The sequence below is a fragment of the Niallia oryzisoli genome (assembly GCF_036670025.1).
Classification (GTDB): domain Bacteria; phylum Bacillota; class Bacilli; order Bacillales; family Cytobacillaceae; genus Bacillus_BD; species Bacillus_BD oryzisoli.
Window position 1 is genome coordinate 2,082,374 of record NZ_CP137640.1, and the last position, 17,885, is coordinate 2,100,258.

23 protein-coding genes are annotated in these 17,885 nt (G+C 36.7%); 16 read left to right on the forward strand and 7 right to left on the reverse strand.

Features of this window, described 5'->3' with window-relative positions; genetic code table 11:
* The first annotated feature begins 18 nt into the window (after positions 1-18).
* Positions 19-180, forward strand: coding sequence for a hypothetical protein (locus tag R4Z09_RS10440; protein ID WP_338452259.1), 162 nt, complete (start codon positions 19-21; stop codon positions 178-180).
* An 80-nt stretch (positions 181-260) separates the two neighbouring features.
* Here R4Z09_RS10440 and R4Z09_RS10445 read toward each other — a convergent pair whose 3' ends face one another.
* Positions 261-380: a DUF4023 domain-containing protein gene (locus tag R4Z09_RS10445; RefSeq protein ID WP_338452260.1), complete on the reverse strand. Its 120-nt coding sequence runs from the start codon at positions 378-380 to the stop codon at positions 261-263.
* Positions 381-577: 197 nt separating this feature from the next.
* Between R4Z09_RS10445 and R4Z09_RS10450 the strand changes: the two genes are divergently transcribed.
* The 5 genes from R4Z09_RS10450 to R4Z09_RS10470 all read left to right on the forward strand — a co-directional run bounded on the left by R4Z09_RS10450 (position 578) and on the right by R4Z09_RS10470 (position 4,327).
* The gene (locus R4Z09_RS10450) at positions 578-1,474 is read left to right on the forward strand and encodes a DMT family transporter (protein WP_338452261.1); all 897 of its coding nucleotides are present in this window, start codon (positions 578-580) and stop codon (positions 1,472-1,474) included.
* A gap of 245 nt (positions 1,475-1,719) precedes the next feature.
* Positions 1,720-2,490, forward strand: coding sequence for a phosphosulfolactate synthase (locus R4Z09_RS10455; RefSeq protein WP_338452262.1), 771 nt, complete (start codon positions 1,720-1,722; stop codon positions 2,488-2,490).
* Complete coding sequence (locus R4Z09_RS10460; protein ID WP_338452263.1) at positions 2,472-3,002, forward strand: histidine phosphatase family protein; 531 nt, start codon at positions 2,472-2,474, stop codon at positions 3,000-3,002. Before R4Z09_RS10455 ends, R4Z09_RS10460 begins: the two co-directional genes overlap by 19 nt.
* Before the next feature lie 35 nt (positions 3,003-3,037).
* Positions 3,038-3,751: a phosphoadenylyl-sulfate reductase gene (locus tag R4Z09_RS10465; protein ID WP_338452264.1), complete on the forward strand. Its 714-nt coding sequence runs from the start codon at positions 3,038-3,040 to the stop codon at positions 3,749-3,751.
* Positions 3,752-3,865: 114 nt separating this feature from the next.
* Positions 3,866-4,327 (forward strand): YndM family protein, encoded by a 462-nt coding sequence (locus R4Z09_RS10470; protein WP_338452265.1) that lies wholly within the window; start codon positions 3,866-3,868, stop codon positions 4,325-4,327.
* Positions 4,328-4,426: 99 nt separating this feature from the next.
* On the opposite strand, the gene R4Z09_RS10475 is transcribed toward R4Z09_RS10470, so the two are convergent.
* Positions 4,427-4,606: a small acid-soluble spore protein H gene (locus tag R4Z09_RS10475; protein ID WP_338452266.1), complete on the reverse strand. Its 180-nt coding sequence runs from the start codon at positions 4,604-4,606 to the stop codon at positions 4,427-4,429.
* Positions 4,607-5,031: 425 nt separating this feature from the next.
* Positions 5,032-6,702: a ribonuclease J gene (locus R4Z09_RS10480; protein ID WP_338452267.1), complete on the reverse strand. Its 1,671-nt coding sequence runs from the start codon at positions 6,700-6,702 to the stop codon at positions 5,032-5,034.
* 144 nt (positions 6,703-6,846) lie between these two features.
* On the opposite strand from R4Z09_RS10480, the gene R4Z09_RS10485 reads away from it, so the two are divergent.
* Together R4Z09_RS10485 and R4Z09_RS10490 are read left to right on the forward strand one after the other, a co-directional pair.
* Positions 6,847-7,224 (forward strand): hypothetical protein, encoded by a 378-nt coding sequence (locus R4Z09_RS10485; RefSeq protein ID WP_338452268.1) that lies wholly within the window; start codon positions 6,847-6,849, stop codon positions 7,222-7,224.
* Positions 7,225-7,329: 105 nt separating this feature from the next.
* Positions 7,330-7,605 (forward strand): DUF2619 domain-containing protein, encoded by a 276-nt coding sequence (locus tag R4Z09_RS10490; RefSeq protein ID WP_338452269.1) that lies wholly within the window; start codon positions 7,330-7,332, stop codon positions 7,603-7,605.
* Between the two features lie 48 nt (positions 7,606-7,653).
* Here the strand turns inward: R4Z09_RS10490 and R4Z09_RS10495 are convergent, their stop codons facing one another.
* The 3 genes from R4Z09_RS10495 to R4Z09_RS10505 all read right to left on the reverse strand — a co-directional run bounded on the left by R4Z09_RS10495 (position 7,654) and on the right by R4Z09_RS10505 (position 11,029).
* On the reverse strand, positions 7,654-9,120 hold the full coding sequence (locus tag R4Z09_RS10495) for a spore germination protein (RefSeq protein ID WP_338452270.1): 1,467 nt from the start codon (positions 9,118-9,120) through the stop codon (positions 7,654-7,656).
* Positions 9,121-9,494: 374 nt separating this feature from the next.
* Positions 9,495-9,782, reverse strand: coding sequence for a hypothetical protein (locus tag R4Z09_RS10500; protein WP_338452271.1), 288 nt, complete (start codon positions 9,780-9,782; stop codon positions 9,495-9,497).
* A gap of 14 nt (positions 9,783-9,796) precedes the next feature.
* Complete coding sequence (locus R4Z09_RS10505; RefSeq protein WP_338453245.1) at positions 9,797-11,029, reverse strand: MFS transporter; 1,233 nt, start codon at positions 11,027-11,029, stop codon at positions 9,797-9,799.
* Positions 11,030-11,264: 235 nt separating this feature from the next.
* Here R4Z09_RS10505 and sat point away from each other — a divergent pair, with 235 nt between their 5' ends.
* Together sat and cysC are read left to right on the forward strand one after the other, a co-directional pair.
* Positions 11,265-12,413 (forward strand): sulfate adenylyltransferase, encoded by a 1,149-nt coding sequence (sat, locus tag R4Z09_RS10510; RefSeq protein ID WP_338452272.1) that lies wholly within the window; start codon positions 11,265-11,267, stop codon positions 12,411-12,413.
* A 13-nt stretch (positions 12,414-12,426) separates the two neighbouring features.
* On the forward strand, positions 12,427-13,029 hold the full coding sequence (gene cysC / locus R4Z09_RS10515; protein ID WP_338452273.1) for an adenylyl-sulfate kinase: 603 nt from the start codon (positions 12,427-12,429) through the stop codon (positions 13,027-13,029).
* 6 nt (positions 13,030-13,035) lie between these two features.
* Here the strand turns inward: cysC and R4Z09_RS10520 are convergent, their stop codons facing one another.
* Positions 13,036-13,653, reverse strand: coding sequence for a YitT family protein (locus tag R4Z09_RS10520; protein ID WP_338452274.1), 618 nt, complete (start codon positions 13,651-13,653; stop codon positions 13,036-13,038).
* 150 nt (positions 13,654-13,803) lie between these two features.
* Here R4Z09_RS10520 and R4Z09_RS10525 point away from each other — a divergent pair, with 150 nt between their 5' ends.
* From R4Z09_RS10525 to R4Z09_RS10550, 6 genes are all read left to right on the forward strand, one after another.
* The gene (locus tag R4Z09_RS10525; protein ID WP_338452275.1) at positions 13,804-13,956 is read left to right on the forward strand and encodes a hypothetical protein; all 153 of its coding nucleotides are present in this window, start codon (positions 13,804-13,806) and stop codon (positions 13,954-13,956) included.
* 233 nt (positions 13,957-14,189) lie between these two features.
* The gene (locus R4Z09_RS10530) at positions 14,190-14,960 is read left to right on the forward strand and encodes a TraR/DksA C4-type zinc finger protein (protein ID WP_338452276.1); all 771 of its coding nucleotides are present in this window, start codon (positions 14,190-14,192) and stop codon (positions 14,958-14,960) included.
* A 52-nt stretch (positions 14,961-15,012) separates the two neighbouring features.
* Positions 15,013-15,267, forward strand: coding sequence for a sigma-G-dependent sporulation-specific acid-soluble spore protein CsgA (locus tag R4Z09_RS10535; RefSeq protein WP_338452277.1), 255 nt, complete (start codon positions 15,013-15,015; stop codon positions 15,265-15,267).
* Between the two features lie 122 nt (positions 15,268-15,389).
* Positions 15,390-15,809 (forward strand): DUF1801 domain-containing protein, encoded by a 420-nt coding sequence (locus tag R4Z09_RS10540; RefSeq protein WP_338452278.1) that lies wholly within the window; start codon positions 15,390-15,392, stop codon positions 15,807-15,809.
* 286 nt (positions 15,810-16,095) lie between these two features.
* On the forward strand, positions 16,096-16,479 hold the full coding sequence (locus R4Z09_RS10545) for a hypothetical protein (RefSeq protein WP_338452279.1): 384 nt from the start codon (positions 16,096-16,098) through the stop codon (positions 16,477-16,479).
* Positions 16,469-16,942, forward strand: a complete 474-nt coding sequence (locus tag R4Z09_RS10550; RefSeq protein ID WP_338452280.1) for a hypothetical protein — start codon at positions 16,469-16,471, stop codon at positions 16,940-16,942. Before R4Z09_RS10545 ends, R4Z09_RS10550 begins: the two co-directional genes overlap by 11 nt.
* Positions 16,943-17,885: the final 943 nt, after the last annotated feature.

Below are 17,885 nucleotides of genomic sequence, written 5' to 3' on the forward strand. Positions count from 1 at the left end.
AAGGAGTGGTAACCTATTATGTCAAAAGCAGGCGAATTTCAAAATAAAGAACAATATACAATGCCAAATGCATTAAAACAACAAAAGGACTTCCGTTACCGGGTTGGTTACACTTCTACAACTGGTAATGAAACAAATGGGAAGGAAGAGCCAGGTAAGCGGTCAGATCTCGAAAGTTAGTCTTTGCTGTTAAGGCTCGTACATCAAAATATTCATAAGATAGAACGCTTGAGTCTTTAATCAAGCGTTCTTTTCTTGCTTTAATGTTGTTTGTTTGGTAATTTTCCGCTTGGATTTCCTCTGCCTTGGCGTTTACGATTTTGTTCGTCTTTTTGCTGTTTTTCATGCAGCTTTGCAACAAATTCGTTTGTATTCTCCATATTAATCCCTCCTTTTTGAATGGACGCTAGTTGTTACTGTCTCCATTTGCTCTAAAAAGATGTATCGAAAAGCATGATCCTTCATTATTTCTAGCCGCGAATGACAATGAATAAGTTTTGAATGTGGCGCCTAATAAGTACTGAATGGACTGAAGATATAGTAATATAAGGAAGAATAGATGTTTCAGGGGGTACATATGAAAGAACATTATAAACTCATAAGTGTGATGCTGATCTTTGGCAGTATCGGAATTTTTGTGAAAAAGATAAATCTTTCTTCAAGTGAAATTGCTCTTTTAAGGGGAGCAATTGGAGGATTATTCCTGCTCGGGACAAGTTTTCTTGTGAAACAAAGGTTTTCCTTTAAAGCAATCAAAGCGAATGTTGTCCTTTTAGTACTATCCGGTGCCGCCATCGGTTTTAATTGGATTTTTTTATTTGAATCCTACCGCTATACTACAATATCTAATGCAACATTAAGCTATTATTTTGCACCTATATTTGTCATGATCCTCGCACCTGTAGTTCTAAAAGAAAAACTTACAGCCGTTAAGGTAGGCAGTATCATAACAGCTATGATTGGATTGTTTCTCGTTGTCGATATCGGCGGAGGGAATGGAAACGCTCCGCTGCAGCATATAGTCGGTGTCTTGTATGGCCTATTAGCAGCAGCCTTTTATGCAAGTGTTATTTTAATGAATAAATTTATCAAAAATTTATCTGGCTATGAAACGACTTTAGTCCAATTATGGGTTGCTGCTCTCGTACTGTTTCCATATGTCTATCTGAAAGAACAATTGGACTTTTCAGGATTGAATGCAGAGTCTCTTATATTTATTTTGATTATTGGGGTTGTGCATACCGGAATTGCGTACTTTCTTTATTTTGTCTCAATTAAGAAGCTTCAAGGCCAGACGATAGCCATTTTGAGTTATATTGATCCCATATCTGCTGTCATAATGGCAGCAATTTTCCTGCAGGAAAGCATGAGGGTAATTCAGATCATCGGCGGTATACTTATTTTAGGCTCGACATTCTTCAGTGAGAGGCTTGAAATGAAGCTTCAAACAATGCAAAAGACAAAAGCATCTTAAACAACGATAGGGGCTGTAGGCAAATAAAGCTTTTTGTCTATACCCCTTTTTTCATGTATGGCTGATTCTTCGAATAAGAGTAATTTACATAATATAATTATAATAAAATAAATTTTAAAAATAGCACTATGTGCTAAATACACATTATCTAGATTGACTTTTTCCAATGGTAAAAGCCCAATATCTACACACATACCCAATAATTGAATAATCTATGTTAGATATATAGAGGAGGCGCATTCCCGATGGAATTTTTAGATTTACCAAAAAGGACCTCAAGAAGCCGGAAGTTTGGACTAACATCGATTATTGATAAAGGTACCCCAATAGGGGAACTAGAAAATCTCTTAAAAGACTATCATCACATAATTGATATTGCTAAGTTTGGAATGGGAACTGCTTATGTGACTCCAAACCTAAAGGAAAAAGTTGATCTGTATAAAAAGTATGACATTAAGCCATATTGCGGAGGAACATTATTTGAAAAATGTTACTTTCAAGATAAACTTCCAGATTATCTTATCAGGATAAGGGAACTGGGCATAGAATGGGTAGAGGTATCCAATGGTACGATAGATATTAAAATTGAAGACCGATTAAATATCATTAATGAAATCAAAAAGGATTTTCATGTGATTGCAGAAGTTGGGTCGAAGGATTCTAATCAGGAAATGTCGATTGTCCAGTGGCAGGAGGAAATAAATTTATTATTAGAGGCAGGGTGCGAATATGTCATTACAGAAGGAAGAGATTCGGGGACCTCTGGAATTTATGATAGAAGCGGCTGCCTTAAGGCGGATTTAATCCGACAGTTAGTCAAAGGCATAGACAGCAGGAAGGTCATTTTTGAAGCACCGAGCTCAAAACACCAAATCTTTTTTATAAATGAACTTGGGGCAAACGTCAATTTAGGGAATGTAAATATTAAAGACGTATTACTATTAGAAACCCAAAGATGCGGTTTGAGAAGTGATACGTTTTATCTGGAGGATCATGAATGCAGGCTACCTTTATAAGACATTTACCTACAGATTGGAATAAGAGGACCTGGCTGCAAGGGAGAAGAGATATTGATATTTCACCATTAACAGTAAAGCTTCAAGAAGAAATAAAGGAAAATCAATTGCTCCTGTCCAAATTAGTGCCATATGATATAGTATTGGCCAGTACTTTGAAAAGGACCCATCAAACAGCCCATTTATATGGTTACCGTGCAGAAACAGAAGGACTCTTGGATGAATTAGATTTTGGACCGTTCGAAGGCCGTCCAAAGGAAGAGCTTTTAAAAGCTAACGGTGGTATGTGGGCGAATAATCCGCGCGAAATGATCCTCGGTGAAAGTGTCTTGAACCTGGAGAAGCGGATCCTTTTGTTTCTCCAAAAGTATCGGGAGCGAAAGAATATCCTTGTATTCGGGCACGGCTCATGGATGAGAGCAATGATTTCGTATGCTCAATATGGTCATATCAATAATATGAATCAAATAATCATTCGAAACAATGAATGTATGACAATACAATTTGACTAATTTAAAGAGTGTCCTGGGAAACGGAGGGGTAAATCTTGTCAGAAAGTTTATCGTATGAAAAATGGAATGATAAGAAAATCGAAGCCATGCTGGAACATTTTAAAGATTATTATGATGTTTTAAAATGGTCTTTTAAAGAGTATGGAGATGAGATTGTCTATGCATGCAGTTTTGGCGCAGAAGGGATTGTGTTAATTGACTTAATTTCAAAGGTTAACAAAAATGCTAAAGTTATTTTTCTGGATACAGGGCTTCATTTTAAGGAAACGTATGATTTAATTGAGAAAGTAAAAGTGCTTTATCCTTCGTTACACATTACAAACGTGAAACCAATAAGTTCTTTAGATGAACAAGCAAAATGGTATGGAGAAGAATTATGGAAGCACAACCCAAACCTTTGCTGTCATATGCGGAAGGTGGCTCCCCTTACAGAGGCATTAAAAGATGCCAAAGCATGGATCTCTGGTTTAAGAAGAGAGCAATCTCCAACAAGAAGTAAAACACAATATATCAATAAAGATGATAAATTTGGGAAGATAAAAATCTGTCCACTCATCCATTGGACATGGGAGGATATACAAACCTATATAAAATTAAACAAGCTGCCTTATAATCCGTTACATGATAAAGGATATCCCAGCATCGGATGTGCTCCTTGTACACAGCCAGTCGTTGAGAACGGAGATCAGCGCGCCGGCAGATGGGCAGGATCTTCAAAATCGGAATGCGGTTTGCATCAAAGTTCATAAAGGGCAATACCAGTAAAGAAGGTTCCAATCGTGGGATTTTCTTTTTTTTGAGTATTTTACACGAATAGAGGTCAAAAATATATCCATAATAATATTCAAAAGGAGATGGTGAGAATGAAACATGTAAAAGCATTGGCAATCAAATTTATTTCGACTTTTGTTCTATTGTATGTGATCCTTGGTTTATTTTATGGGATGGAAACTGGAAATATCTTTTTACTCTCTCTCGTTTTAGCGATTGTTTCCTATATAATTGGTGATATTCTCATTTTACCAAGGACAAATAATACCACTGCAACACTTGCAGATTTTGGACTTGCATTATTGGTGATCTGGTTTATGAGTGAAAGCTTTACACGTGGAGATAATTTATTTAGAGTGTCCTTGTTGGCTGCGTTAGGTGTGACAATATTTGAGTATTTCTATCATAAGTATGTATCAAATAATGTTACGAAAGAGGATAATCAAACTCTTAAACAGTCTACAAATTTACGGTTTCAAACAGAGGCTTCAGAAGAGCTCTCCCCTCAAAAGAAAGAACTCAAAAATGATATAGATAGGGACGACCTTTACTAACATGTATGAAAACATCTGGATGAAAGTTCAGGTGTTTTTTTAATAATAAAAACATCCAAACACTTAATTAAAGCGTTTGGATGTTAGAGAAGGGGAATATTAATGCTCTATTAAGCTGTTTAGCGGTACCTCTTGTTCGTTTTCAGGTGAATCAAGAGGATAGATTCTGGCTATTTCACGGCTTTCATCAACATGTTGAATATAAACAGGGACATCATTGTACGTAACATTGACTAAATTTGGCGAAACTGCAATTTCTTGCGCTCTTTGTTTATTCATTTGGAATACCTCCTTTAGGTTTTGTAACATCTTTAATTTTTGCATCAAATCATTCATGTATCCTTTTTAAGAATAAAGCTTTAAAACTTTAGTTACTAATATCAATAAATCCCCTCACGATCATAAGATGAGATTTTGGCAACTTTATCTTTTTCCGACAGAAGGTTAGTGCGAGAAAGGCTTCGCACTGTAAAATATCCAAGCACCATTCGTCTTCACGCACACCGAAGTTGCGAAAACCAAGCTAAAGTAGGGTGCGTGGTGAGTTCAACGTACAAGTTTGCAACACTTGCAGGAGGCTCACGCCACTTGTACTGCTAACCGTCGGTGCGACGGGGATAGCCTGCTAAATAACCGAGGGATACCTCGGTGTTCGCAGGAATCTCCATCTTCAAATTTTCGTTACAAAATTTAGGTGGAGTAGTTTAAATCTCAATGATGATGGGAAGGATCATAGGCTTTCTTTTCGTCTCACTATAAACATATTGACCGACTGCCTTTTTGATATGTTGTTTGACAACCTTCCATTGATGGTGTCTATTTTCCTTTTGTAACTCTTCAATTGTTTTTTTCGTCTTTTGATTTATTTCTTTTATGAGATCTTCAGAGTCCTTAACGAATACAAATCCGCGTGAAATGGTATCAGGTCCTGCGATAAGATTTCCTTCATTTTTACTGATTGTAATTACGATGACTAACATTCCATCCTCTGACAGTTGCTTACGGTCTCTTAAAATAATATCTCCCACATCGCCAACACCCCAGCCGTCAACATATGTATCTCCCGAAGGTATTTTTCGGGTCTGACGGGCAATACCGTGCTCAATATCAACGACATCTCCATTATTGATAATAAACATATTATTTTTTTCAACTCCAACAGACTCAGCTAATAAGCAATGATGATGCAGCATTCGATACTCACCATGAATCGGAATAAAATAGGTTGGTTTCATCAGCGTAAGCATTAATTTCAAATCTTCCTGATACCCATGCCCTGATACATGCATGCCTGTTTTATTTGAACCGCCGTAAATTACTTTCGCACCGAGCTGGAATAGGTTATCAATGATTCGTGATACACTTTTTTCATTTCCTGGAATCGGAGAGGCAGCTAATATCACCGTATCGTTTGGTAAAATGGATATATCCCGATAACTTCCGCTAGAAAGACGTGAAAGAGCGGCTAATGGTTCGCCTTGACTGCCCGTACAGAGTATCACTACTTTTTCCGGCGGAAGCTCGTTAACTTGATAGGGCTCTATCAGCATGCCATCTGGAATATCAATGTAGCCGCGCTCCATCGCTACCGAAACAACATTTACCATACTGCGTCCAAGCAGGCAAAGCTTACGATGTGTTTTCTTTGAGGAATGGACAATTTGCTGAACCCGATTAATATTGGACGCGAAAGTAGAAATAATAATTTTTTGTTCAGCTTTCATAAAAGCTTCTTCGATATGCCCGCCTACTAGCATTTCTGAAGGAGTTAATCCAGGACGCTCTGCATTGGTACTTTCGGAAACAAGCGCGAGAACACCTTGATTCCCAATTTCGGCCATCTTGTGGATGTCTGAATACTGCTTATTGACTGGAGTTAAATCAAATTTGAAATCGCCTGTATGTACAACATTTCCTTCTGGCGTATGAAAAACCACACCTAAGCAGTCGGGGATACTATGACTGATACGGAAAAAGGTCGTAGTCATTTGCCCAAATTCAAGTTTTGACTCTGAATCAATTGGAATCAGCTTTGTGTCGCGCAGAAGCTTATGCTCATCTAATTTTAATTCAATCAACCCTAATGTAAAACGAGTACCGTAGATAGGCACATTTAATTTCTTTAAAAAGTAAGGAATTCCACCGATATGATCTTCGTGTCCGTGTGTCACGATTAAGGCACGGATATTTTCTTTGTTTTCTTCCAGGTACGCTATATCAGGGATGATTAAATCAATGCCTAATAAACTTTCATCAGGAAATTTTCCGCCGCAGTCAATGACAACTATATCATCGCCATACTGAACCACATACATATTTTTTCCTATTTCATTAATTCCACCTAAGGCAAAAATGGATAAAGTATTTTCGTTCATATTGAATCGCCCCTCTAAAGAATAAGTACTATTAGTATTTCCTTCTTTTGTGCAATAAAATGTATGAAAAAAGTTAATAGGTTTATTTTCGGAAGGGTAAAGTATTCATTATCAAAGGAATCGGGAAGAAGTGAGGAAGTTCATATGGCTGATAAAATTACACAAGCAATGACGAAAGAAATGAAAAGATTAACTGAACAACAAATAATCGGAATGACATTTACAAAAAACTTCCGCTCAGCTACAGCGGAAGAGTGGTATGTTTTTTTGCCTGGTTATCATGACCCGCGGACTGGCGGAGCTGTGGGAAAAGTAATCGTTCATTACAATCTCTATGGAAATCGAGATGTCTTCATCAATACGACCATCATCTTGGATGACCCTGCTCTATTTCAGCCGGAGCTGTCTCCGCTTGTATATGCGATTGCAGATGAAATAGTAAATCGAATCGTCGGTTATGCAGATACATTATTGTCTGTCCATGCTGGTGAAAATTCTTATGATGCTGAGTATAAACAATAGATATTGAGAAACTTTTTACCTTTTTTATTTAATTTAAGATAACCTGTCCTTCTTATCTGCTTTGCTGCATATATTAGAGCAAGCAAAGTGTTTAGGAGGAAAAATATGTTTCAATTTTTAGAAAAGGCAATTATTGGGATGGCATTACTGCGAATGCTCTCTGGCAGTATAGAAATTTTCGTTGCTTTTTTGTTTTTGAAATATAATGATATTGAAAAAGCGCTTATGATAAATAGCTCACTTGCGTTAATTGGCCCGATTATCTTAATTATTACAACTACCATTGGTTTAGTTGGAATAGCAGATAAAATTTCATTCATTAAGTTACTATGGATCTTTGGAGGAGTCGCTTGTATTCTCTATGGCGTTAGAAGCGGTTAATGAGAATGGAATACATAAACATAAAAAAAGCGCTAAAATGCGCTTTTTTTATCGATCGGGATCCTTTGGTTTTAGAATTCGCGGGCGCCGATTTTTTAAAGGAATAGGCGACCTTAATAAAACATCACGGAAGGCCCGTAAATTAAACGGTATGAACGGCCATAAATATGGAACTCCAAACGAATTCATCCGAGTAAGGGAAATAACAAACAGAACAATTCCGATTATGTAACCATATGTATGGAACAAAGCAGTTAATAGTAATAAAGCAATCCGAACGAGCCGATTTGCTAAACTAAGTTCATAACTTGGAGTGGCAAAGGTTCCGATGGCGGCAATCGAAAAATACAAGATTACTTCGTTTGTAAATAGGCCAACCTCAACTGCTATTTGGCCGATCATTAATGCTGCAACAAGACCGAGGGCAGTTGCGAGTGAAGTAGGGGTATGAATGGCGGCCATTCGCAGCATATCCAACCCGACTTCAATTAATAAAAATTGCAGAATTAATGGAATTTGTCCAGGTTCATTAGGTCCGATAAAATCAATCGCCTCTGGCACAAGTCCTGGCTCGACATTAAGTAGGTACCATAGCGGCATTAAGAAAATAGAGCCAAAAATTGCCAAATAACGAACAAAACGTAAATACGCGCCGGCTATTGGATTGTTACGATATTCTTCGGCATGTTGTACATGATGCCAATAGGTAACAGGCGTAATCATGGCTGATGGAGATCCATCCGTAAAAATAACGACATGCCCTTCAAATAAATGAGTCGCCGCTGTATCAGGACGTTCAGTATAACGGACAACTGGGAAGGGGTTCCAGTAACTGTTCGAAATATATTCTTCAATTGTTTTATCAGCCATTGGCAGACCGTCGGTATCGATTTTACCTATTGTATCTTTTAACTTTTTAATCATTTTTGGATTGGCAATGTCTTCTATATAACAAATGACAATATCTGTTTTAGAGCGGCGGCCAACCTGCATAAATTCCATTCTTAATGTCCGGTCTCGAACTCTTCTCCTCGTTAAGGCAGTGTTGAAAACAATGGTTTCAACAAAACCATCTCTGGAGCCTCTGACGACCCGCTCTGTGTCAGGTTCTTCCGGTCCTCTGACTGGATATGTCCGTGCATCAATTAAGATGACTTCATCAATTCCGTCGACAACAAATGCAGTTGGACCTGATAGCACCGTGTCAACCACTTTATTTAAATCATCGGTTGTATCAATTTCCACATATGGGATATACGTTTTAAGCAGTTTTTTTAATGTGTTTTTTTCTAGTTCTTCTTTTTTGACCTTTGCTAAAAACTTCATTAATAAATGAAGAAGATCGTCTTTGATTAAACCATCGACGAGAAAAAGCGCCATTTTTACTTCCGCATACTCGACATCTAGATGGATAATATCAAAACTTTTACCAACGCCAAGCTCCTGGCGTAAATAGGCTACGTTGTCTTCAATATTGGTTGTAACAAGTTTTTTGTTCGTTTCTTTTTCTTCCATAATTCACCTCAAAAACAACCTCTTCTTTTTTCCTATTTCCAGTAGGCTATTTCCATGATAGACATTAGAAAGAAAAATAATACTATCTTCTTGGGTTTCTCTTTTTATTTAAAGCTTTGTTAAACATGGTTGTTGATTTCCGTTCCGGGCACTTCGCGCACCTTAGGGCGACCGCCGAGCCTCCTCGACACTTTGTTCAGCAGGATCACTTCTATCCCGCTTCTCCCGCAGGAGTCTTCGTGCCCTCCACTGCAATCAACCTGCTAATTAAAACTCAATATTATGCTTTAACAGAGCCTTTATTTAAAGCAAGGAAATATTTAAAAAGAGCCCAGCTCTATATGCTGGACTCGTATGAAGAAAGGATACGCAGGTTATTTTTCGTTTTCTTTTTCTTCGTTCAATTTAATTTGTTTACAACCAACATATAGGCAGGAGAGAATATCCAGTTCAGGCTTTGCCTTTGCCAGTCCTTTTATATATGGTGTGACCAAATCTTTAAAATCTGCGCCAACGCCCTCTTCTTCCAAAATGCCATAAACATATAGTTTCTTTTCATCAAATAAAAAAGCAACATTCCCTACGGCCTTGTCAGCTGAATCGAGCACATTAAGTACTTGAAATTGCGATGTGATCACTTCTGGTGAGAAATAGATTTGCAACTTTTTCCAGCTCCTTACGTAAACTGTAATTTTTCAAACAGTGTATCTTTTTCTTTTTCATTTCCTTTAGAAGATTCTTTTTTACCTACCTGAATAAACGCGACACACAATAATCCAACAACGAACGTTAATCCAGCTGTTGTTAAAAACATTCCTGTTCTTGACCATTCCATTAAGGCACCGTATATTGGAGGACCGACAGCCACACCTAAAAAGCGAACCGAGCCGTACAATGAAGTGACAAAGCCTCTTTGGTCCATCGAAACAGAACCTGTAATAAAGCTGTTGATACAAGGTAAGGCAAGTCCCGTTCCAATACTGCTGATGACTAATATCGCGAAAAAGGGAATCAACTTTGTAAAAAACACGAGAACACCAAAAGATACCGTCATCAGAAGCATTCCTAAAACGATTAATTTCTTCATCAGCTTCATATTCTTCCCAATTTTGCTGCCGGTGAAATAAGACGTTGTTGTCATAAATAACAATGGAATTGCTAAAATACACCCTTTTATTACACCATCAATTTTATGTTCTTTTTCTAGGATATCGGAGATGTAAAATAAAATTCCGAATAAAGTAAATAAACAAGTGGCTCCTGCTAGATAGGCAACAAACAGCCATCGTCCTTCTGTTTTAAACACAGAGACAAGACCTTTAACATAATTCCCAAATGAAGGCGGTTCCTTTTTCTTTTTCTTTTCCTTGATAAAGAAAATCGTTAACAGGATAGAAATTAGGCAAAAAATTGGGAAGGCAAAAAATGCTGCGTACCAAAATAAGAGAGCCAAAAGTGAACCAATGATTGGACTGACAACTTTACCAAATCCGTTTGATGCTTCCACTAATCCTAGTACCTTGCTTTGTTCTCCTCCTTTAAATAAATCCCCCGTTAATGCCATTGCCATTGATGTCGTACCTGCAGCACCAATCCCCTGCATAATTCTCCCAGCAAGAATCCATGTATAGGCATTTGAAAACCAAGCGGCAGCGGCCCCCGCTAATATACCCCCGCATCCGTACATAATAAGAGCTGGGATCACCACTGCCTTTCGTGAAAACCGGTCGGAAAAGTAACCTAGAATCGGAATCATAATAGCTGCGGAAATCGAAAAGACGGTAATGATTAAACTTGTCTGAAATTGGGATAATGCTAATTCTGATTTCATTTTTGGAAGTATGGGAATTAACATGGAATTTCCTAAAACCAGAATAAGCGGTATGGAACCAATTGCAGCAATGGTCATACCTTTGTGTTTGTGCTTTGGCAATGAATATACACCCCCAACAAAAAGAATAAGCCTTTCTATTATTAGATAGGACTCACCTGTTTATTCAAGGGCAGATGCCTATTTATACTAGGTAAAAGCCCATAATCTACACATTCACCCAATTTTTGAATAATCTAGTTTTAGACAAAAAGAGAATTTTTTCATTTAGATATGGCTGTTTTACATGATTGAAACAGGGGAGGAAAAGGCCGTGTATGAAAATAAACCGCATGGCGGGAAATTAGTTAATCGCATAAAGCATAGGAGAAAAATTGATTCTTCTCATAACAGTGTGGAACTAAGTAAGATGGAACTAAGTGATCTGGAATTAATTGCAAATGGTGCCTATAGTCCCCTTGAAGGGTTTATGGATCAAAAAGATTATCAATCAGTTGTACAAAACATGAGACTTTCTAATGGACTTCCCTGGTCTTTACCGATTACGTTAGCCGTTTCTAAAAAGAAAGCAATGGAGCTTAATCGTGGGGAGACCATTAATCTTATCGATAAAGGAACTGTCTATGGTGTCATGGAAGTAAAGGAAATTTACATTCCGGATAAAAAGGAAGAAGCTGTAAGAGTATATAAAACAACAGATTTGAACCATCCGGGTGTAAAAAAATTATTCGAACGTCCTGAAGTGTATATATCCGGTCCCATTACTTTAGTGAAAAGACCGGAAAAAAATAAATTTAACTCCTATTATTTAGATCCGATTCAAACAAGAGAGTCTTTTAAAAATCTTGGTTGGAAGACAATTGTTGGCTTTCAGACTCGCAACCCGATTCATCGAGCCCATGAGTATATTCAAAAAACAGCTTTAGAAATAGTGGATGGCTTATTTTTAAATCCGCTTGTAGGGGAAACAAAATCAGATGATATTCCCGGTGAAGTTAGAATGAAGAGCTACCAGGCACTACTAGAGAATTATTATCCAAAAGACCGTGTTTTTATGTCGGTATTTCCGGCGGCCATGCGGTATGCTGGACCAAGAGAAGCGATTTTTCATGCGCTTGTAAGGAAGAACTTTGGCTGCACGCACTTTATTGTTGGCCGGGACCATGCTGGTGTAGGAAATTACTATGGCACCTATGATGCCCAAAAAATCTTTAGTCAATTTAATGAAGAAGAGCTGGGAATCCAACCGTTATTTTTTGAGCACAGTTTTTTTTGCAAAAAGTGCGACAATATGGCATCAGAAAAAACATGTCCGCATACTCAAGAGGATCGAATCATTTTATCAGGGACAGCTGTAAGAGCAATGTTAAAAAATGGGCAGCATCCTCCAAAAGAATTCAGCCGAAAAGAAGTAATCGAGATTTTGATCGAAGGCATGAAGGAAGTCTATACAAACTCATAAAGGATGTTGGTTTATGAAGCTCAGTAATAATATCATCTGGCATTATATGACTGTAACAAAGAAAAATCGTCATGATTTAAATGGTCATAAAAGTTGTGTGCTTTGGTTTACAGGACTTTCAGGCTCTGGCAAATCCACGTTGGCTAATGCCGTTGATTATGCTTTATTTCAGCAAAATTGCAGAACCTATGTCCTTGATGGCGATAACATCCGTCATGGATTAAATAGTGACTTAAGTTTTGAGGAAAAAGACCGGAAAGAAAACATCCGCCGCATCGGGGAAGTGGCGAAGTTGTTTGTCGACAGTGGAATCATTGTATCCTCAGCCTTCATTTCTCCTTTTCGAGATGACCGCCAGCTAGTGCGGAATATGTTCGAGAAAAATGAGTTTATTGAGGTTTTTGTTGATTGTCCAATCCAGGTTTGTGAGAACCGTGATCCAAAGGGGTTATATAAAAAGGCAAGAAGTGGAATGATCCCTGGTTTCACAGGGATAGACTCACCTTATGAAAAACCTAATCATCCAGAAATACTGATTGATACCAAACAAATGACGATTGAGCAATCGGTCCAAAAAATAATGGATTATTTAAACGAAAAGCAGATCCTATCATAGGCTCTGCTATTTTTTACGCCAATGTGGCGCTAATCCTTTTACATGTTGAAGTTGAATGTTATAAATAATGTCAATTATGTTTGTGGAGATTAATTGACAAATGATGGCATATACAACAATTTTGTAATCAATCACAAGAGATGTAATGACAAAAATGCAAAAGTTAATCGCCATCATGACTTTTCCGGGACTCCATTTTTTATAGGATGCAATCATAACAGCAGGAATTGCCATACCGCCGCTCGAGGCACCTACTCTAATCAAAATACCAACTCCGATACCAAAGAAAAAACTGCCAGCAACAATATCAAACAGTATATTTATATGCGGAATGGGAAGCCCCGCGGATAAAATAGTTACAGTCGTAGATGTTGTTGCAACGGCAAGAATGGTTCTTACGGTCCATGTAAAGCCAAAATAATGTAGTGCAAAAATTAAAAAGAAAATATTTGCCAGCCATAAAGAAAAACCAAGGGATATGCCAAACCAATGATTTAACAGGATGGCAATCCCTGCTCCTCCTCCAGAAGGGATTGAGTGTGGAAATAAAAATAAGGACATGGCCATGCCTTGAATAATAGAACCAAATAGTAAATACGTATAAATAAATAGGTATCTTCTCATATTTTATTTTATGAAGGAAAGGGATAAATAAGGACAAGTTCTTGCCTAAATAATTAAACTTCTTGGTTAAATCCTTTGAATAAACATTATTAAAAGATGCATGAAACTTTCACACCTGGAGAGTATAGGGTTGAAAGGAGTGTCAAGTGAATGAAAAAACAACAACAAACAAATGGACCAACACTTGCTGAAGGAATTGATACAGAGGATGAACTCTTAAAAGATGCAAATGAACAGGAAATCAGCAAGGGGGAATCTACAAAAGTATTTACCTTATCGTTAGATGAAAACGATCCTAGTTAACTCTCTACACCGTTTTGGAGATGGTGTTTTTTATATAAATATGCAAAAAGAAAGACGGCTAGTTGTAGGTAACAGACTAGCCTTTTCTATTTATCTGAAGTCCGAATAATAAGGGGAAGACAATCGAATAATAAAGGTATGTAAAAAACTAATCAATGATACTTGATAGTGAAAATGTAGACGATACGGTTAAAGGGAGAATCACTGTAAATAAACATAAAAGGGTTGATAATATGCCGTTAAATCAACAGCAAATAACTAAATTTCGCTCGACATTATTAGCAATGAAGCAGGATATTGATGAAAGACAAGAGAGTAATGATATGTTTGGTTTGAATAGAGGTCATACCCATGAATCAATGGGGGAATTATCAAGCTATGATAACCATCCAGCAGATGAAGGTACTGACTTGTTTGAGCGGGAAAAGGATGTTGCTTTACATCAACATCAGGATTACGAGCTTGAAAACATTGAGTCTGCACTGAAAGCAATTGACAATGGGACATATGGAAAATGCCTAACCTGCCAACAGGAAATACCGCTTGAGAGGCTGGAGGCATTACCGAGTACTTTATATTGTAAGGAACACAGCCCTGATCAAACCATTTCGACGAACCGCCCAATTGAAGAAGGTGTATTAATGCCTCCGTTCGGCAAGTTTGTGATGGATGAACAGGATGAAACAGTCGCCTTTGATGCGGAAGATTCATGGCAAGAGGTTGCTCAATGGGGTACTTCTGAAACTCCTTCAGATTTTGAATTTCCGTCAGAAAGTTACCATGATACGTTTATGGATTATGATGAAAATGTTGGCTATGTGGAGGATTATGAAAATTTTGTCGGAACAGATATAGAAGGTAAAAACATAACCATTTATCCGACTGAAAAGCATCAACAATATGAAGAAGCTTTAGATGAGGAAGGGATTATGACAACTTTTGGCGATCTGCCTGCATTTGAACATGATCCATATGTTGAAGACGATATTTCTAAAGAAAAATGAGCATCCAAAAAACAAGTTTGTTCTATATATACCGGAATAAGGAGTGTCATGAATGGATCAATCACTTGAATATTTACGGGAGATTTTATCCGGTCACACAGAAACTGATGATGTTGGAAAAAAACTCTATCAAAAAGTTTCCACACATAATTTTTCTTCAGATGGGAAATTTGTTAGAGTATTAACTCAAGAGGAAAATCAATATCTTAATCAAATTTTGATGGAGGCCATTGACTATTCTAAACAAGAAAAGGACTACGTTAGAGCCCGTCATTTAAATGAAGTGTATGAGCTATTATTTGTTTAATTAATTTTGTGGGTATACACATTATTCTATAGCCAAAAAGGATGCCTATGCAGTTTTCCTTTTTGGCTATTGTTTTTTGTAGAAGGTATAATAACTTACATTAAAGGAGAGTGAGTGATTTTATGTATGAGCTAAAAACGAAAGAAAATGATAATAATGTAATTGAGTTTATAGAGCAAATTGACAATCCTAAAAAGCGCGACGATGCATATAAATTACTGGATATTTTCACGGAGACAAGTGGCTCTCCAGCTAAAATGTGGGGGCCCAGTATAATTGGTTTTGGGTCCTATCATTATAAATATAAATCCGGTCATGAAGGTGATGCGCCGCTTGTCGGATTTTCGCCGCGAAAAGCAAAAATCAGTTTATATTTTGCACCTGGAGATGAAAAACGAGAAGAATTGTTACTTGACTTAGGAAAACATACAACCGGAAAAGCATGTGTCTATATCAATAAAGTAGATGATATCGATGTAGAGGTCCTAAAAGCTTTAATAAAACAATCAATATCCTTTCTGAAAAATGCGTATCCCGAATGAAATGATTAAAACAGGTTAAAGTAAAATAAGATGCTTAATATTACGTTTATTGATAACTATGATATGGTAGATATTATTTTATAAGAAAATTTTTAAAAAGATTCTAATCTTTTCAATAGAAGAATAATAGCATTCTATAGACCTATTATTCTGCTAATCTATTTATCACAAATTCTGTTAACTTAATACTTTCGAGGGATTTTGTCGCTTTAAATCGAAATTTGACTAAAATCCATGTATAATATGTAGTGCAGAAAAAGAAATGCATTTAGGGAGGATTACGAAAATGGAATGGGCTATTGCCATTTTGTTTGTTGCAGCTATCATTTTATTAATTATGTCGTTTCGAAAAGCGAAAGATTCTTCAAAAGCATATGAACAACAACTAGAAGAAATGTCCTTTACTTTTATGAATGAAGTTAATAAATTACAGCAGCAAATTCGAAACGTCGAGCTTGATACTGAAATAACCATACAGGAAGCAGGTATACAGGTTGGGTCTGCTTCGCATCGGTATTTGTTACGGGAAATACTAGAATTACACCGCCGCGGCTATTCTTTTGAAAGTATTGCAACGAAAAAGCAGATGAATGTAGAAGAGGTTACTCAATTACTTACTCCCTATATAAAAGCGAATGATGAAGGAGGGAAAGTATCAAATGACTTCTAATTCATTGCGCAGCTTTGCCGGAGGTCTATTCGTTGCAGCCAGTGTCTGTGCTGCTGTGTATTATCTTAGTCCAGGTGAAGTAAAGAGTAGTGAGAAAGTAGATCCAGCAGAAAATACAGCTGCTTTATCGGTAGATGAAATGAAAAGCAAGCTTGCGGCTGAAGGTTATGTTATTCATACAGAAGAGGAATGGAATCAACAGACGTCTGCATCTGAAAAAAAGGAAAAGTCCCAGGAAGCACAGCCAGAAAAGGTTATCTACCGAACGATGCTGTCTGTTTCATCTGGAATGACGAGTATTGATGTTGGAAATGCTCTAGAGCAGGCCAAAATTATCCCGGATGGCTGGGAGTTTGCACAGGAAATTGAAAAGCGCGGCCTTTCAAATGCATTACGTCCCGGCATGTATGAAATAGAAAGCGGAAAATCAGTAGATGAAATCATAGCAATTATTTATCAATAGCGGACTGTTATGGCAGTTCGCTTTTTTTATTGTGCTCATTTTTAGCAACCCATTATCATCATTAACATTGTGCTAAATACATAATAGTTAAAGTTAACCTCGTGCCATACATAGCAAAGGACTATTTAATAAGATGCTCGATAGCAGCTGTTAAAAACAAATAGGGAAATATAGAAGCTTAAAATCTAACTAACATAATAGCGAATGAAATATCACTATAACAGTTTTTTTGGATAACACAAAATAATTATAGAAATATTTTATAGTGAATGAAAAAATAAACCTATATTGAAGGTATATTATACTTGTTGTTTATTTCACAATACCAAAATTGCATCCATCTAGACATTGAGAATTAGTAGAAAAAGCTTAATAATATTAGGGAAATTCAAAACATATAGGCTGTTTTTGGTTTTTTAATATGAAAATAGATATAAATTTTTATCAGAAATTTACTTTTTCTTTTTAATATTTTCATCATGAATATGTTAAAAAAATTTATTGACTACAATAGAAAATATTAATATACTGAAAATTAGAAAGGATCAAATGCAGGAGGTGATCGATTTGGTATTAAACTACAATAACTTTTTAATGAACAGGGCTGGACCTGTTATATAAAAAGAAATAAAATGATTTAATTTAGATACAAGTACCTCCACTTAAGAACTAGAACAGAAAAGGTCAATCAATAGGTCTCCACTCTGGATCTGTTGGAAGGTAAAGTGTATCTAATAACCGAAGTAGTCTTGAATTTTTGCAAGAGAACTGCATCAAAATTTGAAAATGTCGACACAGAGAATACGGCAGACAGAACGAATGGTACTTCAAGAAATACCGACAATGATCAAAATTTTACGAAATTATACATTTAATATTTAAAAAATTCAGATTCAATAAAAAATACTGAATATTTAAAAAATGATATCGATTTCAATTAGAA

What these genes read in the sequence shown, in the direction of transcription:
- R4Z09_RS10440 (WP_338452259.1), top strand. Translation starts at nt 19, where the DNA reads ATGTCAAAAGCAGGCGAATTTCAAAATAAAGAACAATATACAATGCCA.
- R4Z09_RS10445 (WP_338452260.1), bottom strand. Translation starts at nt 380, where the DNA reads ATGGAGAATACAAACGAATTTGTTGCAAAGCTGCATGAAAAACAGCAA.
- R4Z09_RS10450 (WP_338452261.1), top strand. Translation starts at nt 578, where the DNA reads ATGAAAGAACATTATAAACTCATAAGTGTGATGCTGATCTTTGGCAGT.
- R4Z09_RS10455 (WP_338452262.1), top strand. Translation starts at nt 1,720, where the DNA reads ATGGAATTTTTAGATTTACCAAAAAGGACCTCAAGAAGCCGGAAGTTT.
- R4Z09_RS10460 (WP_338452263.1), top strand. Translation starts at nt 2,472, where the DNA reads ATGCAGGCTACCTTTATAAGACATTTACCTACAGATTGGAATAAGAGG.
- R4Z09_RS10470 (WP_338452265.1), top strand. Translation starts at nt 3,866, where the DNA reads ATGAAACATGTAAAAGCATTGGCAATCAAATTTATTTCGACTTTTGTT.
- R4Z09_RS10475 (WP_338452266.1), bottom strand. Translation starts at nt 4,606, where the DNA reads ATGAATAAACAAAGAGCGCAAGAAATTGCAGTTTCGCCAAATTTAGTC.
- R4Z09_RS10480 (WP_338452267.1), bottom strand. Translation starts at nt 6,702, where the DNA reads ATGAACGAAAATACTTTATCCATTTTTGCCTTAGGTGGAATTAATGAA.
- R4Z09_RS10485 (WP_338452268.1), top strand. Translation starts at nt 6,847, where the DNA reads ATGGCTGATAAAATTACACAAGCAATGACGAAAGAAATGAAAAGATTA.
- R4Z09_RS10490 (WP_338452269.1), top strand. Translation starts at nt 7,330, where the DNA reads ATGTTTCAATTTTTAGAAAAGGCAATTATTGGGATGGCATTACTGCGA.
- R4Z09_RS10495 (WP_338452270.1), bottom strand. Translation starts at nt 9,120, where the DNA reads ATGGAAGAAAAAGAAACGAACAAAAAACTTGTTACAACCAATATTGAA.
- R4Z09_RS10505 (WP_338453245.1), bottom strand. Translation starts at nt 11,029, where the DNA reads ATGACCATTGCTGCAATTGGTTCCATACCGCTTATTCTGGTTTTAGGA.
- cysC (WP_338452273.1), top strand. Translation starts at nt 12,427, where the DNA reads ATGAAGCTCAGTAATAATATCATCTGGCATTATATGACTGTAACAAAG.
- R4Z09_RS10520 (WP_338452274.1), bottom strand. Translation starts at nt 13,653, where the DNA reads ATGAGAAGATACCTATTTATTTATACGTATTTACTATTTGGTTCTATT.
- R4Z09_RS10525 (WP_338452275.1), top strand. Translation starts at nt 13,804, where the DNA reads ATGAAAAAACAACAACAAACAAATGGACCAACACTTGCTGAAGGAATT.
- R4Z09_RS10530 (WP_338452276.1), top strand. Translation starts at nt 14,190, where the DNA reads ATGCCGTTAAATCAACAGCAAATAACTAAATTTCGCTCGACATTATTA.
- R4Z09_RS10535 (WP_338452277.1), top strand. Translation starts at nt 15,013, where the DNA reads ATGGATCAATCACTTGAATATTTACGGGAGATTTTATCCGGTCACACA.
- R4Z09_RS10540 (WP_338452278.1), top strand. Translation starts at nt 15,390, where the DNA reads ATGTATGAGCTAAAAACGAAAGAAAATGATAATAATGTAATTGAGTTT.
- R4Z09_RS10545 (WP_338452279.1), top strand. Translation starts at nt 16,096, where the DNA reads ATGGAATGGGCTATTGCCATTTTGTTTGTTGCAGCTATCATTTTATTA.
- R4Z09_RS10550 (WP_338452280.1), top strand. Translation starts at nt 16,469, where the DNA reads ATGACTTCTAATTCATTGCGCAGCTTTGCCGGAGGTCTATTCGTTGCA.